Below are 15334 nucleotides of genomic sequence, written 5' to 3' on the forward strand. Positions count from 1 at the left end.
AACAAGCGACCAACCGATCCGGAATCGAGGAAGTATGACCAAGGCGCTCGACTACATAATGGAGCGCGCGGACGAGATCCGCGCCAACGCCGCCGAGAACGAGAAGCTGATGCGCGTCGCCGATCCGTCGGCGGACGTCCTGCGCAAGTCCGGGATCATGCGTCTGCTTCAGCCCAAGACGCACGGCGGCGACGAGGCGCACCCGCGCGAGTTCGCCGAGACGGTCATGGCCACCGCAGCGCTCGACGGCGCCACCGGCTGGCTCGGCGGCATCGTCGGCGTGCACCCGTGGGAGCTCGCCGTGGCGGACCCCAAGGTGCAGGAGGAGATCTGGGGCGAGGACCCGGACGTCTGGATGGCCTCGCCGTACGCGCCGATGGGCGTCGCGGTGCCCACCGACGGCGGCTACATCCTCAACGGCCGGTGGTCCTTCTCGTCCGGAACCGACCACTGCCGCTGGCTCTTCATCGGCGCCATGGTGGGCGACAAGGACGGCAAGCCGCTGATGCCGCCGCAGATGATGCACGTGCTGGTGCCGTGGGGCGACTACGAGATCGACCACGAGAGCTGGGACGTCGTGGGCCTGCGCGGCACCGGCAGCAAGGACGTGGTGGTCAAGAACGCCTTTATCCCCACCCACCGCACGCTGGACGCCCCGAAGGTCATGAGCGGCGAGGCGGCCAAGGAGATGGGCCTGACGCAGACGCTCTACAACATGCCGTACTGGAACGTCTTCCCGTTGGGCATCACGGCGGCTGTGATCGGCATCGCCGAGGGTGCCATGCACGCGCACGTCGAGGCGCAGAAGAACCGCGTGGCGATCACCGGCCAGCCCATCAAGGAGGACCCGTACGTCCTCTACGCCATCAGCGAGGCTGCCGCGGAGATCCAGGCGTCGCGCACCGCGCTCATCGAAACCACCTGCCGTTTCTACGACAAGGTGGACGCCGGCAAGGAGGTCACGTTCGAGGAGCGGGCCATCGGCCGGCGCACCCAGATCCGGGCGGCGCACCGCGCGGTGCGTGCCGTCGACGAGATCATGGACCGTTCGGGCGGCGGAGCACTGCACCTGCGTCACCCGCTGCAGCGGTTCTGGCGTGACGCGCACGCCGGCGTGGTGCACGCGGTGCACGTGCCCGGCCAGATCTACCATGCGAGCGCGTTCACCCAGCTCGGCGGCGAGCCGCAGGGTCGGATGGCCAGCCAGATCTGAGCGCAGCGCGCCGCGCCCCGCCGGCATCCGGAACGGCGGACCCGACGCCGCGCCCCCGCCTGACCGCAGGCAGGGGCGCGGCGTCGTCGTCGGTCGTGATGCCGCGTCGGCCGGCCGGGATGGCCTGCTAAGTCATGAATAGGCCACGGTGCCGATGGGCGCTGCCTACGATTGACCTGTGACCCGGCAACTCTCGGAGTGGAGCATCGGACGCCTGCTGATGACGGCGTCCCGGCTGATGCAGCATGCGTGGGAGCAGTTGCTGCGCGAGCACGGGGTCAGCCATGCCGGGTTCATCATCCTGGAGAGCCTGCGGGACGGTCCGTTGCCGCAGCGCGGCGTCGCGCGCTACTGCCGCGTCACCGACCAGACCATCAGCCGCAGCATCGAGAGGCTCGAGCGGCACGGCCTGGTCACGCGGGCCACCGATCCGCACGACGAGCGGCGCCAACTCGTCACCATCACCGAGCGCGGCCGCGAGCTGCACACCCGGATCACGGAACGGGTGGAATCGGACCCGCTGATCGCGGGGGCCATCAAAGATCCGGAACAGTTCCGGGCGTCGCTGCTCGAGTTGATCGCGAGCCTGGAGGAGAAGTACGCGCAGCGCTGAGCGCGCAGGACGGACAAGCGCAGAGGCGGGGACGATCCGGAAGGATCCTCCCCGCCTCTCGGGTGCTGTCGTCGGCGCGCCGGCGGTCAGCGGCCCATGAGCTTGCGCAGAGCGGCGGCGTGGCCGGCGACGATCTTGTCACGAGGGAAGCCGGACTGCAGTTCGGCGCCCTTCTGGTTGCCATCCGCCACCCACACGGGTCCGTCGGTGATGTGCTCGAGGCCCTCGCGCGCGACGGTGAGCGGATCGGACACCCGCATGCCGGGCACGTCGAAGTTCAGCCCGGCCCGTTCCATCGCCGGCGTGCGGGTGACGCCCAGCACCAGCTGCAGCACGTCCACTCCGCGGTCCTTCATCTCCAGCCACAGGCCCTCGGTGAAGATGCGGCTGAACGCCTTCGACGCCGAGTAGATGCTCTGCTGCTCGGAGCCCAGGTAGCCGGAGAGCGAACCCAGCAGGATGATGCCGCCGCGGCCGCGGTCGGCCATCGGCTTGCCGTAGAGCTGCGCCAGTTCGAGCTGGCGGTCGACGTTGAGCGTGATGACCCCGCGGAAGCCGTCCATGTCGCCGGTGACGAACTCGTGCCCGTAGGTGTTGGCGCCTGCGTTGAAGATCAGCAGGCCCACCTCCAGGCCCTCGGTGACCGCGGCGATGTTGGCCACGGCGTCGTCGGTGAGCAGATCCTGCGCCAGCGTGCGCACCTCGACGCCGTGCTGACGGACGGCTTCGGCGGTCTCCTCGAGCGGGCCGGCCTTGCGGGCGACCAGGACGAGGTTGATGCCGGCCTGCGCCAGTTCGTCGGCGAATGCGGCGCCCACACCCTCGGAGCCGCCGGCGATGACGGCCCAAGGGCCGTACTTGGTCGTGTCGATCATCGGTGAATGCGTCCTTTGCGTGCGGTGACGGGCTGTCGTTCTTGCGGTGACGGGCGGTCAGTCGTCCAGGCGCTCGGTGGCAGCCTCGCCGGGCGATCCGAGACCGGGGATGGTGCGGTCGTCGTCTTCGGGCACGACGAGCCTGCCCTCGACCACGGCGCGTTCGATGCTCGCGCGCAGCGCGGAGCACGAGTGCGCCTCCGGCTCCAGGCGCTTGGCTTCGGACGCCGCCGACTGCAGGAGCTCGCAGTTCTGGGCGGCCGTGCCGTTCCACTGCACCGAGGTCTGGTGGAAGCTGGATTTGTGCACCAGCACCTCGGTGCCGCAACGGTCGCAGCTGACGGGATGGAAGTCCATCGCGCTACCCCTGCGCCCCGGCGGTCTCGCGGGCGGCCATGTTCTCGGCGATCTGTGCGCGCCACGACTTCATCGGCTTCGAGGTGTCGATCTCGAACTCGAAGCGGTCGGTCATCTCGGCGGTCACGTCCGCGCGGTCCACGTAGAACTGCTCGTACCAGCGGCGCAGCTGGTAGACCGGGCCGTCCTCCTCGCTCAGCAGCGGGTTGTCGATGCGTGTCTTGGAACGCCAGATGGCCACGTCCTGTTCGAAGCCCTTGGTGATGAACTCGACGTTGGTGGCGGCGATCTTCTCGGCCTTGCCGGCCGGGATGTCCTCGGTCTTGCGCACCGTCGCGCCGTACATGAGTACGAAGCGGTCGGGGCTGATCGGGTAGTGGCAGTTGATCAGCTTGGTCTCCACGTCGAAGTCCGTGTAGTGGTAGCACAGCTCGTCGACCATGAACGAGGGCCCGTAGTAGGACGCCACCGAGGAGTTGCCCTGCGCCACGTGGGCGGGGTTGGTGCCCGGGGGGATCATGTCCTCGCGGCCCTCGCCGTTCATGTACTGCGTGGCGGTGACGCCCTCGAAGACGTTCTTGAAGTACGTGGGCAGCGCGTAGTGCACGTAGAAGAAGTGCGCCATGTCCACCACGTTGTCGACGATCTCACGGCAGTTGGTGTCGATGATGATCGTCTTCCACTGCCACTCGGTCCACTCGTCCTCGCCGGTGCGGATGACGGGGATGTAATCCTCCGGTTCGCCGTTCTCCGGGTCGTTCCACACGAACAGCAGGCCGTCCCGCTCCATCGTCTTCCACGCCTGGGTGCGGGCGCGCATGGGCACGCGCTTGGCGTAGGGGATGTCCTTGCACTTGCCGTCGCCGCCCCAGCGCCAGTCGTGGAACGGACACGCGATCTCGTCGCCCTTGATCGTGCCCTGCGACAGGTCGCCGCCCATGTGACGGCAGTACGAGTCGAGAACCTTGATGTCGCCGTGGGTGTCCTGCCAGATGACGAGCTTGCCGCCGAAGGCCTCCACGGAGTGGGGCTTGCCGTCGCGGTACTCCTGTGCCAGGCCCAGGCAGTGCCAGCCGCGGGCGTAACGGTCCGGGGCCGGGCCCGAGTCGATCATGCGGGCCGAGTTGGTGCCGTCTGCGGTGATAGTCATGACGTCCGTCCTCGATGCGGGTTTGCTGAGTTAGGGCCACGGTATGGCGGCACCTATACGCGCTGGTAGCGCTTCCCGGACAGCGAGACCTCCGGACGGCCCGGACCTCTGTTTTCCGGTGAGCGGACGGGCGGTCGGCGCGGAACCCGCGTTTGTCACACGATGTCGTGGCCGGAGTCACCGCGGGGCGACCCGCAGGTGCTCGCGGCACACGGACGACGACGGAGATGGGGTGCGGAGGGGAATGCCACGTATAGCCGAGGCACGGGTGCCCGCCGAGCCGAGCTCGAAGCTGCAGTGGGAGAAGTACCGCCGCATGCTCGACACGGCCACCGAACTGGCCGAGGAGAACGAGTTCGAACGCGTGCAGATGCACGACGTGGCGAAGCAGGCGGGGATCGCCATCGGCACCCTCTACCGCTACTTCCCGTCGAAGACGCACCTGTTCGTCGGCGTCATGGCGCGTGAGGTCGAGGACATGCGTTCGAGCTACCGGGTGGCCGCGGACCCCGGTCAGTCGCCGCAGGAGGCGGTGGCGCTGCTCTCCACGCGCGCGCTCCGGGCGCTCATGCGCCGGCCGCTGCTGGCCTCGGCGATGGTGCGGTCGATCAACACGGCCCACGTGGACACGGTGCTGGACTCGGCGCGGGTCGACGCGGCGTTCGACGACGCGGTGCTGGAGGCGGCGCGGATCGACGCGCCGACCGAGCACGACGAACAGCTGCTGCGCTTGCTCAACCAGCAGTGGCTCGGCGTGCTGCAGTCGTGCCTCAACGGGCACGTCACCCAGTCGACCGCGGAGGCGGACCTGCAGGCGTTCTGCCGGATCCTGCTCGGGTCGCTGTCCAGTGCGGTCGCATGGCGGGAGACCCACGGTGCGTGAGGGGCCGGGGGCGACGGACGGACGGCCCCCGCGGGTCGGCGAGAGTCCGGACGGCACGGTGCTCACCGCGACGCGCGGCGAGGTGGCCATCGACCGGGCGACGCACGCGGCGCGGCGGCTCATCGACGCGCTGCTGCGCGCGGACCGCGACGGCACCGACTTGTCCGGCGTGGCCGAGCGGCTCGAGGCCGTCGTGGACGACCTGGACGCGCAGGCGCCGACGGTGCAGGACCGGCTGGTGGACATGTGGTCCGGTGAAGGCATTACCCGCCACGACCCGGTGACGGGGCCGGAGAACGCCATCGCACCGCCCCTGACCCTGTCCGGCCGCGCGGACGGCAGCGTGGACGGCGAAGTGACCATGACGATCCCGTACCAGGGGCCGCCGACCTGCGTGCACGGCGGGGTGTCGGCGCTGCTGCTCGACCACACCCTGGGTGTGGCCAATTCGTGGGCCGGCCGGGACGGGATGACAGCGCAGCTCACCCTGCGTTACCACCAGCCCACGCCGCTGTTCCGGACGCTCACCGTGTCGGCGCGTCAGGAACGGGCCGAGGGCCGCAAGATCTGGACCGTCGGGGAGATCCGGGACGAGGCCGGCGAGTTGTGCGTGTCCGCGGAGGGGTTGTTCATCGACAAGAAGGTGCCTCGCCCGCGCCGGGAGGAGTGATGCCGAACAGTCGGGCGGCGTTGTCGTAGGTGACGGCGCGGAGCCAGTCGTCGCCCAGTTCCAGACGGGTCAGGGCGTGGAGCGACTCCGCATACGGGTAGGGGATGTTGGGGAAGTCCGACCCGTGCAGGATCTTGCCCTGCAGCCCGGCCAGCCGGGGACGCTCCGCCGGATCGAAGGGGAGCTGCTCCTCGGTGAACCGGGTGAACGCCATCGTCGTGTCCAGGTGCACGTTCGCGTACCGCTCGGCGAGGTCCAGGAACTCCGCGTACTCGGGCATCCCCATGTGGGCGACGATAAGCGGCAACCGCGGGAATCGGGCCAGCAGCCGTGCGACCGGCGTCGGGCCGGTGAACCTGCCGGGGGCGGGGCCCGAGCCGCAGTGGATGACGGTGGGTGCGCCGGCGTCGCTGAGCAGGCCCCACACCGGGTCCAGGAGGGGGTCGTCGGGGGAGTAGTCACCCACCTGCACGTGCGACTTGAAGATCCGGGCTCCGGCTCGCAGGGCCTCCGACACGTATGCGCCGGCGCCGGGCTCCGGGTAGAAGGTGGCGGTGTGCAGGCAATCGGGGGTGCGGGCGGCGAAGTCGGCGGCCCACGAGTTGAGCCAGGCCGCCATGTCCGGCTTGTGCGGGTAGAGCATCGACGAGAATGCCCGCACGCCGAAACCGCGGAGAGTTTCAATGCGGGTGGCCTCGTCGTGACGGTAGGCGATCGGCCACGGCCGGCCCACCAGGGGGCCGGCCGAGTCGAAGTACTGCCACACCTTGTCCAGCACGCGGGCGGGCATGAAATGGGTGTGCACGTCGATCAGCCCGGGCAGCCCCAGCCGTTGCCAGAAGTCCACGACTTCGGCGGATTCCCGCGCCGTCTCGGTCGCGGGCGCCGCGTCCTCTTGGGGTTCCGGCCGGTGGTGCTGCACAGTCCGATCACACTCCTCTAGGCGGTCGGGATGGCGATCTCCCGGCGCACGATCTTGCCTGTGGCGTTGCGCGGCAGCGGATTTTCCGTGATGCGCCAGCGCACCGGTCGCTTGAAGTAGGCGAGCCGCTCCGAGACCCACCCTTCCAGACCCTCGCGGGTGACGTCCGCACCGGGCTCGGTGACCACGATGGCGACGGGCACCTGACCAAAGTCGTCATCGGGCGCGCCGAGCACCACGCACTCGCGCACGCCGGGGTAGTCGTCCAGGCACTGCTCGACCTCGGTGGGATAGATGTTCTCGCCGCCGCGGACGATGAGGTCGGACCGGCGCGAGGTGAGGAACAGCATGCCGTCCTTCATCATGCCGATGTCGCCGGTGTGCAGCCAGCGGTCCTGGTCGAAGGCGGACGCGTTGGCCTCGTCGTTGTTCCAGTATCCGATCATGATGTACGGCGCCCGGGCGCACACCTCGCCCTCGACACCGTCCTCGACCTTCTCGTTGAACGCGTCGCGGATCTCCATCTCCACCGTCAGGGTGGGCCGCCCCACCGTGGTGGGGTGTGCGGAGAGGTCGGGCGGGGTGGCCACGGCGATGCCGCCGCAGCTCTCGGTGAGCCCGTAGCTGTTGACGAGGCTGTTCTGCGCGAACGGCACCCGCTCGCGCAGCTGCTGCTGGAACGACGGCGAGGACGGCGCGGACGCCAGGGCGAAGGCCTTGAGCGACGAGGTGTCGTACGCGTCGAAGTCACCGTCGGAGATGAGGCGCTTGGCCATGGTGGGCACCGCGCCCCAGTTGGTGATCTTCTCCTTCTCGATGAGGGACAGCACCCGGTTGGCGTCGAACTTGCCCTGGTAGATGACCATCTTGGTGCCCGTGGCGAGGCGCGGCACGACGATGTTGTGCAGGCTCGCGATATGGAACATCGGCGAGGTCACCAGGTAGACGTGGTCGGCGTCCGCGTCGTCGCCGGCGAAGGCTTCGAGGATCGAGTCGTTGAACACGTGGAAACCCGTGACGGCGATGGCATTGCGGTTGGAGTGCACGGCGCCCTTGGGCTTGCCGGACGTGCCGGAGGTGAACAGGATGATCGCCGGGTCGTCCTCGTCGATCTCCACGGACGGCGCGACCGCCTCGGGGTGGGCCGCCGCCAGCCGCGGGACGTCATCCTCGAGCGATAACAGCGGCACGTCGACCTCGCCGAGCAGTGACGCCCTCTTGGTGTCGACGAGCAGCAGCTTCGGCTCGCTCAGCTCCAGGCCGTTGGTGACCTCCATCGGTGCCCACCACGCGTTGAATCCCACCGCGATCGCGCCGAGCAGCTGAGTGGCCCAGAACGCCTCCACCCACTCGGGACTGTTCGCGCCGAGGATCGCGACGCGGTCGCCCTTGCCGATCCCGTACTCGTCCGCGAACACCTTCGCGATCGAGCGGACGTCACGGGCGTGCCGGGCGAAGGTGATCCGCTGGTCCTCGGTGACCATGTACTCGGCGTCTCCGTGCCGTTCGGAGTCGACGAGCATCTGAGCGAGCGAACCGATCCGGTTCTTGAACACCGTCATGGGGGCGCCCAGAACATTCTCCCGCGCGAGCTCGTGCGGCCCCCCGGGGCCGGTCAACCGTCCGATGAGCTGTGCGTAGGCTTCCTGGGGGTCGGCGGGCATCTCGTTCTCCTTCTGGGTCCGGACTGCCGGATGTGATCCACGTGGCACGGTGCCGACAGTGTGCCGTGCCGTGCCGGTGACGCGGCGCGGATTCTTCCGATCATCGGGACACTTCTTCCGATCATCGGGACATCGCGCCCCCGGCCCGGTAGGACGGTTAGCTTCAGGGTAGGAGTGCCCATGGTGCGGCCGCCGGGCGCCCATCCGAAAGGTGTCATCGGGAAGGGGAATGCGAGTGGCGGAATCCGGACGGGAGGGCGGCGCGCATGCGGCCGCCGACCGCACGACCATTGCACGACTACTCCTGGACCGTGCGGACGACCCGCATCCCGGGGTCCGCACCCGCGACAGGACCTGGTCGTGGGCGGAGACCGTCCGTGAGAGCGCGGCCCGGGGCGCGTTGGCGGACGCCGTCTTCGTCGACGGCCCGCGGCACATCGGCGTCCTGCTGGACAACGATCCGGAGTACCTGTTCTGGCTGGGCGGAGCGGCGCTGACCGGCGCCACCATCGTCGGCATCAACTCCACGCGCAGGGGTGCGATGCTCGAGGCGGAGATCCGCTTCGCCGACTGCCGGATCATCGTCACCGACTCCGCCGGGCTCGAGCTGCTGGCGGGTCTGGACGTGGGGGTGCCGCCCGAGCGGATCCTCGTCACCGACGGCCCCGGCTACGCGGAGGCGGTCGACGCGCATCGGCTCCCGGCAGGCAGCGCCGTGCAGGCCGACGCATCGGCGGGCGAGGACGCGCTCATGCTGCTGCTGTTCACCTCCGGCACCACCGGCATGTCGAAGGCGGTCAAGTGCAGCCAGGGCAGGCTGGCGCGCCTCGGCTACCGGTTGGGCCGCAAGTACGCGGTGACGCGCGACGACGTCTGCTACTGCTGCATGCCGCTGTTCCACGGCAACGCGCTGATGTCGCTGTGGGCGCCGGCGCTCGCGGCCGGCGCGACGGTGTGCCTCACGCCCAAGTTCACCGCGTCGGGCTTCCTCGACGACGTCCGGCACTTCGGGGCGACGTTCTTCACCTACGTGGGCAAGGCGCTCGGCTATCTGATGCTCACGCCTGAACGTCCCGACGATGCGGACAACACCCTGACCCACGGTTTCGGCACCGAGGCCTCGCCCGACGACCAGGCCGAGTTCCGCCGCCGGTTCGGCGCTGTGCTCTACGAGGGCTACGGCTCGTCGGAGGGCTCCGGCAGCGTGCGCCGGGCGCCCGACGCGCCGGAGGGGGCACTCGGCCGCCCGGCGCACGAGGACATCGTCATCGTCGACCCGGACACCCTCGCCGCGAAGAAGCCCGCCCTCCTGGACCGGTACGGGCGCGTGCAGAACCCGGATGAGGCGATCGGCGAGATCGTCGACAAGCGGGGTGCCCGGGCGTTCGAGGGGTACTACAAGAACGACGCCGCCGACGCGGAGCGGCTGCGGCACGGCTGGTATTGGACCGGGGACCTCGGATATGTCGACGTAGACGGGTTCATCTACTTCGCCGGACGCAAGGGGGACTGGATCCGGGTCGACGGCGAGAACACCTCGGCGCTGTTGATCGAACGGATCCTGCGCCGGCATCCGCAGGTCGCCACCGCCGTCGCCTTCGCCGTGCCCGATCCACGGTCCGGCGACCAGGTGATGGCCGCCGTCGAGGTCCAGCCCGGCGCGGAGTTCGACACCGACGAGTTCGTGGGCTTCCTCGCCGCCCAGAACGACCTGGGGACCAAAGCGACGCCCCGGCTGCTGCGCGTGTCGCGGGGCCTGCCGACCACCGGGTCCAACAAGGTCCAGAAAAAGGTTGTCGCCCGGCAGGCGTGGCGGTGCGACGAACCCGTCTACCGGTGGGCCGGACGCGGGGGCGTGCACTACGAGCCGATGTCGGCCGAGCAGATGGACGCTCTCGAGGCCGAGTTCGCCACGTACGGCCGGACGCGGTTGCTGCCGCCCGGCGCGGCGGCGGTGGGGGCGTGAACCTGGCCCGGCTGCTGGAGGAATCCGCAGGTCGCGGCGATGCCGAGTACCTCGTCGCGGGCGGACGGCGGGTGGCATTCCGGGAGAATCATGCACGCGCCCACGCGCTGGCGACCGTGCTGCGGCGCGAGTACGGGATCGGCCGCGGAGACCGGGTGGCGATCCTCGCCGCGAACGGGATCCCCTGGATCACCGCATTCTGGGCGGTGGCGGCGCTCGGCGGGGTCGTGGTGGCCATGAACTCGCGGTGGGCGGCGCCCGAGGTCGAGCATGCGCTGGACCTCACCGAGCCCGCGCTGGTGCTGGCGGACGAGCGCCGGCGCGGCCTCGTGCCGCGCACGGGCGACGGGGCGGTGCCCGTGTGCGCGATCGAATCGGTCGACGCGATGGTGGCGGACGGTGCGGGCGAAGCGGCTTCCGGCGGCATGCGCGCGCACTCGGACGATCCGGCGACGATCCTGTTCACCTCCGGAACCACCGGCCGGGCCAAGGGCGTCGTGCACCCGCACCGCAGCCTGATCGCCACTGTCGACCATCAGCGAGGTCCGCGCGTCGACGACCCTGCCCCGCGGCGCTACCTGCTGGCGACGCCGCTTTTCCACGTGGCTGCTCTGCACAACCTGACCGTGCCGCGGTTGGCGCTGGGGGACGCGGCCGTGATGTGGGAGGGCCGCTTCGACGTCGACGGCGTGACTCGGCTGATCGAGGGGGAGTCGGTGACGCACTGGAGCGCGGTGCCGACGATGGCGTCCCGGCTGCTCGACCTGCTCGAATCCCGCCCGGTGACGGCGCGGCGGCTGCAGTCGCTGCGCGGCCTGTCGCTGATCACCGCGCCCGCCTCGACCGCGATGCAGGATCGGCTGCGGGCGCTGGTGCCGGCCGCGCGGACCGGGCTCGCCGCCACCTACGGGCTCACGGAGACCGCATGCCCCGTCACTGCGGCCACTGAAGCGGACCTGGCGGCGGACCCGCTGTGCGTCGGTAGCCCGGTGCCGCAGATGGAGGTGCAGATCCGGGACGGCGCGGGAGTGGTTCTGGTCGCGGAGCCGAGGGCAGCCGACACCGTCGACGAGGAGAGGCACGCCGGAGTGGGCGAGATCTGGGCCCGCGGGCCGCACCTGATGAGCGGGTACTGGCGCGACGACGAGGCGACGGGCGCGGCATTCGATGCGGACGGCTGGCTGCGGACCGGCGACGTGGGGGAGTTCGTCGACGGCCGGCTCCGGGTGCACAGCCGCCGCACGGATCTGATCATCCGTGGCGGCGAGAATGTTTATCCGGCCGAGGTGGCGGCCGTCGTCGAGTCGCATCCGGCGGTGGACGAGTGCATGGTGCACGGTGCCGCGCACCCGGATTGGGGCCAGGAGGTGTGCGCGGTCGTCGTGCCTGCGGGCGACGACTCCGGCGCGGACGGTGCGGGCCCGGCGCTGACCGCTGACCTCGCCCGGTATGTCTCCGACAGGCTCGCCGCGTACAAGGTCCCCGTCCGATGGCTGGTGCGGGACGCGCCGCTGCCACGCAACGCCTCCGGCAAGGTGGTGCGCGCCGCGGCGCTGCAGCGCGGCGGTGATCCGGCAGCGGATGCGCCGCATCACCTGGAGTGATCCTCCGTACGGCATGCGTGGACTGCGGCCGTGGACCGGGCGGCAGGTGCGCGCGGGTAATGCGCATGATCTCGTGTGCGTCGTGCACCCCGGGGAGGCCGTCCGTCGGCGCTACTCCGGGGGAGGCTGAGCGCCACCGTCGGAGTCGAGCCACTGCAGTGCGAGCGTGTGTCCGGCCGGAGCCCGGAACCGCGGCCGTCTCGCGGCGGCGTCGACCGTCACTTTCCATCCGTGGTGGTGTACCGACCGGTGATGTTCCGTGCACAAGCTGACGAGGTTGTCCAGGTCGGTGGGGCCGCCGTCCACCCAGTGGTGCACGTGGTGCGCGATGCACCACGCGGGCGGGCGATCGCACCGGGGGAAGGCGCAGCCATGGTCGCGTGCGGCGAGTGCACGGCGCTGCGCCGCCGTCGCCAGCCTGCGCGTGCGGCCGACGTTCAACGGCGCGCCGTGGCCGTCGACACCGACCGGCGTGACCGCGGCATCGCATGCGAGGCGGCGCGCGGCGGAGACCGGCATGGCGGCGAACCAGTCGGTCAGGCCGTGCGGCAGGTTGTCGAAAACTTCCGCGTACCGGCCGGCGGCGATCAGTCCCGCGCGCACGGCATGGTCGGCGTCGGTGTCCGCGAGGTCGCGCAGTCCGATGTGCACCGACAGCGTCGCGCCGGTGCCGGCTCCGCCGCCGAGGTCGTGGGTGCCGCCCGCGTGATCCGCACCGCCTGCCGCTGTTCCGGCGCTGCCGCGCGCGGATTCCCCGCCGGGTGATCCCTGCCCGTCGGCGGCGGAGCACGTGGTGTGCCGGCGCAGGAACTCGGCGAGCCCGTCGGCCCGGCGCTTGGGGGCGCTGCGGCGATCGCGCGTGCCGTCCGCCTCGGGGCGCGGTGCGGAGTACGGCGACAGGACCGCACTCAGCCGCTCGCCGGTCTCCGCGTCGAGGTCGCCGCGCACGACGTAGCGCCCGCCGAGCGTGCGGGAGAGGAAGAGCGTGTTGCGGGTGGTGTCGTCGCCGCCGAAGGTGTCGCTGCGGCGGCGCAGCGGCCAAGGGGTATCCTGCCCGCCCGCAGCTCGGCCTTCGCCCTCGGCACCGCTATCGCCCTCGGTACCGTCCTTGCCGGAGGAGCCCGCCCCGTGGTCGTCTCCCTCCGATGCGCCGTCGCCTGCGGATCCCGGCTCGGAGTCGCAGGGCAGTTCGGTGTAGTGCTCGCGGATGCCGTCGATCGTGGCGGACAGCTCGGCCTGCTTGTGGCTGGACGCGAACTCGATGAGCACCGACTCTGCGGTGGCGACCTCATCGGCGGGCATGTTCGGGGGTGGGTCGTCGAGGAAATCCATGATCAGCGTTGCGGACGGCTTGGAGATCCGCTCGCCCGCATAGGACTCGAACACGCGTGGCCTGTCACGCAGCCGCTGGGCGAAGGTGACGAGATTGCGCGCCAGGTACAGGGACATCGTGGTGCGATCAGCGACCATGCTCGCCACCTGGGCCGGATTGCCGACGTCGCTGCCGCGCCCCGAGAGCTCTGCGATCAGGCGCAGCAAGTCCACTTCCCGGGCGAACAGGGAGTGGACGGCGTCGTCGAGCCCCTCGACCAGCTCCGGGTCGGTGCGGCACCACAGGCTCGCGGTCATCGGTGACGCCGCAGCCCTGCCCGCGCCGGTATTGCGACCCCGCCTGCGCCCCATCGTTCCGCCCCCCGATCGCATCCCACAGCCCCCCGCTGCAGCATCCACCATACGGGAACGATTGTTCGATGTCACGTGACCAAGCGAAAGTTCTCCGAATCCACGTTCGAAGAAGGCCGAGTGTGCCGAGTCGGACTACATCTCGCGGAAGACGAGCTCCTTGCCGTCGCGGACGAACACCCTGTCCGGCACGTCATACCCCTCCGCCTGCAGCTGCCGCTTGATCACCTTGCTGGTCGAGGTGCGGGGGAGGGCCGCGGAGAGGCGCACGTACTTGGGCGCCCACTTGGTGCCGAGGTCCGGCTGTTCGGCCAGGAACCCGCCGAACGCCTTCGGATCGAACTCGGTGCCCGGGTAGAGCTCCACGGCGATCATCACCTGATCGCCCACCACCTCGTCGGGCACGGCGTAGACGGCGACGTGATTGAAGGCGGGGAAACGGGCCACGATGCGTTCGACCGGGGCCGCCGCGAAGTTCTCGCCGTCCACGCGCAGGCGGTCGGAGGTGCGGCCGGCGAAGTACCAGAAGCCGTCGGCGTCACGGTAGGCCATGTCGCCGGACCACAGGATGCCGTGCCGGACGCGCTCATCGTCGGCTTCAGCGTTGCCGTAGTAGCCCTCGAACTGGTTCACGTTGCGCGTGTTGGCGATCTCCCCGATGGCCTTCTCCGCGTTGAGCAGCCTTCCCTGCTCGTCGAACTCGGCCCGCGGGCATTCCTCGAGCGTGTCGGGGTCGATGACGGCGGTGCCCTCGTCGGCCAGGCCCAGCGACCCCGCGGGCATACCGGCGGTCCGGTTGATCCGCATGCCGCCCTCGGACGTGCCGTACGAGTCGATCACCTGGCACCCGAACCGTCGCGAGAAGGTGTCGATGTCCTTCTCGTTGGCTTCGTTGCCGAAGGCGATCCGCAGCGGATTGTCGGCGTCGTCGGGCCGTTCAGGGGTGGCCAGGATGTAGTTGAGCGGCTTGCCGACGTAGTTGAAGAACGTGGCCTTGTAGCGGCGGACGTCCTCCAACCATGCGGATGCGGAGAACTTCCTGCGCAGTGCGATGCAGCCGCCGGCGCTGACGGCGGGGGCGATGCCGGCCATGATGGCGTTCGAGTGGAACATCGGCATGGCCACATAGAAGACGTCGTCGGGGCCGAGGTTCCGGCGCTCCTGCTGCTGTCGGGCGATGGTGCCCAGCCGCCCCTGGGAGCAGATGACCGCCTTGGGGGCCGAGGTGGTGCCGGAGGTGAACACGAGCGAGAAGATCGTCGCCGGATCGGGCAGGGCGAACCCGCCGCCGGTTCCGTCGCCCTCCGCCTCGAGCAGTGCGGCGAAGTCGGGTGCGTCGCTGGTGAGGATGCGCTCGGGCGGGCACCCCAGCGTCAGTCCGTCGAGAAGCGGCCGGTGCGCTTGGTCGGTGACGATGAGCTGGATGTCGGTGAAATCGATATCGCGTTCCAGCTCGGCGCCGCGGCGCGTGGGGTTGATCCCCACGATGGTGGCCCCGGACAGGCCCGCGGCGAGCACCCAGAACAGGTTCTCCGGCGAGTTCTCCATGAGCAGGCCGATGTGCCAGGGGCCGTCCACCTGCATGCTGCGGGCCAGCTCGGCCCGCGCCGTCGCCTCCGCGACGACCTGTCGCCAGGACCATTCGCGGTCCTCGAACCGCAGGCCGGGGTTCGTCGTCCGCTCGTGCGGCCACGAGCGAGGCGAACGGGTCGGCCTTCGTCCAGATGGTGTCGG

The 15334-nt window shown here is 70.1% G+C and carries 13 protein-coding genes; 6 read left to right on the top strand and 7 right to left on the bottom strand.

Features of this window, described 5'->3' with window-relative positions; translation table 11 throughout:
• Nucleotides 1-34 precede the first annotated feature (34 nt).
• Both H4F70_RS06825 and H4F70_RS06830 read left to right on the top strand, forming a co-directional pair.
• Nucleotides 35-1213, top strand: a complete 1179-nt coding sequence (locus H4F70_RS06825; RefSeq protein ID WP_182345943.1) for an acyl-CoA dehydrogenase family protein — start codon at nucleotides 35-37, stop codon at nucleotides 1211-1213.
• 178 nt (nucleotides 1214-1391) lie between these two features.
• Nucleotides 1392-1826, top strand: a complete 435-nt coding sequence (locus H4F70_RS06830) for a MarR family winged helix-turn-helix transcriptional regulator (protein WP_235681372.1) — start codon at nucleotides 1392-1394, stop codon at nucleotides 1824-1826.
• An 86-nt stretch (nucleotides 1827-1912) separates the two neighbouring features.
• Here the strand turns inward: H4F70_RS06830 and H4F70_RS06835 are convergent, their stop codons facing one another.
• From H4F70_RS06835 to H4F70_RS06845, 3 genes are read right to left on the bottom strand one after another with little or no spacing between them, the layout of a single operon-like run.
• Nucleotides 1913-2701, bottom strand: a complete 789-nt coding sequence (locus H4F70_RS06835; RefSeq protein WP_182345942.1) for an SDR family NAD(P)-dependent oxidoreductase — start codon at nucleotides 2699-2701, stop codon at nucleotides 1913-1915.
• 57 nt (nucleotides 2702-2758) lie between these two features.
• On the bottom strand, nucleotides 2759-3058 hold the full coding sequence (locus tag H4F70_RS06840) for a hypothetical protein (protein ID WP_182359610.1): 300 nt from the start codon (nucleotides 3056-3058) through the stop codon (nucleotides 2759-2761).
• Nucleotides 3059-3062: 4 nt separating this feature from the next.
• Entirely contained in the window at nucleotides 3063-4208 is a 1146-nt protein-coding gene (locus H4F70_RS06845) for a 3-ketosteroid-9-alpha-monooxygenase, oxygenase component (protein ID WP_182345941.1), read from the bottom strand.
• A 244-nt stretch (nucleotides 4209-4452) separates the two neighbouring features.
• Here H4F70_RS06845 and H4F70_RS06850 point away from each other — a divergent pair, with 244 nt between their 5' ends.
• Entirely contained in the window at nucleotides 4453-5091 is a 639-nt protein-coding gene (locus H4F70_RS06850) for a TetR/AcrR family transcriptional regulator (RefSeq protein WP_182345940.1), read from the top strand.
• A complete protein-coding gene (locus H4F70_RS06855) occupies nucleotides 5084-5761 on the top strand; it encodes a PaaI family thioesterase (protein WP_182359611.1) in 678 nt (225 codons plus the stop codon). Before H4F70_RS06850 ends, H4F70_RS06855 begins: the two co-directional genes overlap by 8 nt.
• Here H4F70_RS06855 and H4F70_RS06860 read toward each other — a convergent pair.
• Nucleotides 5721-6683, bottom strand: a complete 963-nt coding sequence (locus H4F70_RS06860) for an amidohydrolase family protein (protein WP_182359612.1) — start codon at nucleotides 6681-6683, stop codon at nucleotides 5721-5723. The genes H4F70_RS06855 and H4F70_RS06860 overlap by 41 nt on opposite strands.
• Nucleotides 6684-6700: 17 nt before the next feature.
• Entirely contained in the window at nucleotides 6701-8347 is a 1647-nt protein-coding gene (casG, locus tag H4F70_RS06865) for a steroid-24-oyl-CoA synthetase (RefSeq protein WP_182359613.1), read from the bottom strand.
• 235 nt (nucleotides 8348-8582) lie between these two features.
• Between casG and casI the strand changes: the two genes are divergently transcribed.
• Both casI and H4F70_RS06875 read left to right on the top strand, forming a co-directional pair.
• The gene (gene casI, locus H4F70_RS06870) at nucleotides 8583-10313 is read left to right on the top strand and encodes a steroid-22-oyl-CoA synthetase (RefSeq protein WP_235681373.1); all 1731 of its coding nucleotides are present in this window, start codon (nucleotides 8583-8585) and stop codon (nucleotides 10311-10313) included.
• Nucleotides 10310-11917: a class I adenylate-forming enzyme family protein gene (locus H4F70_RS06875; RefSeq protein ID WP_182359615.1), complete on the top strand. Its 1608-nt coding sequence runs from the start codon at nucleotides 10310-10312 to the stop codon at nucleotides 11915-11917. The genes casI and H4F70_RS06875 overlap by 4 nt, the downstream gene beginning before the upstream one ends.
• 111 nt (nucleotides 11918-12028) lie before the next feature.
• Here the strand turns inward: H4F70_RS06875 and H4F70_RS06880 are convergent, their stop codons facing one another.
• Together H4F70_RS06880 and H4F70_RS06885 are read right to left on the bottom strand one after the other, a co-directional pair.
• A complete protein-coding gene (locus H4F70_RS06880; protein ID WP_182359616.1) occupies nucleotides 12029-13546 on the bottom strand; it encodes an HNH endonuclease signature motif containing protein in 1518 nt (505 codons plus the stop codon).
• A gap of 189 nt (nucleotides 13547-13735) precedes the next feature.
• Nucleotides 13736-15262, bottom strand: a complete 1527-nt coding sequence (locus tag H4F70_RS06885; protein ID WP_182360224.1) for an AMP-binding protein — start codon at nucleotides 15260-15262, stop codon at nucleotides 13736-13738.
• Between the last annotated feature and the right edge of the window lie 72 nt (nucleotides 15263-15334).

Source organism: Tomitella gaofuii, from assembly GCF_014126825.1.
GTDB classification, from domain to species: Bacteria; Actinomycetota; Actinomycetes; order Mycobacteriales; family Mycobacteriaceae; genus Tomitella; species Tomitella gaofuii.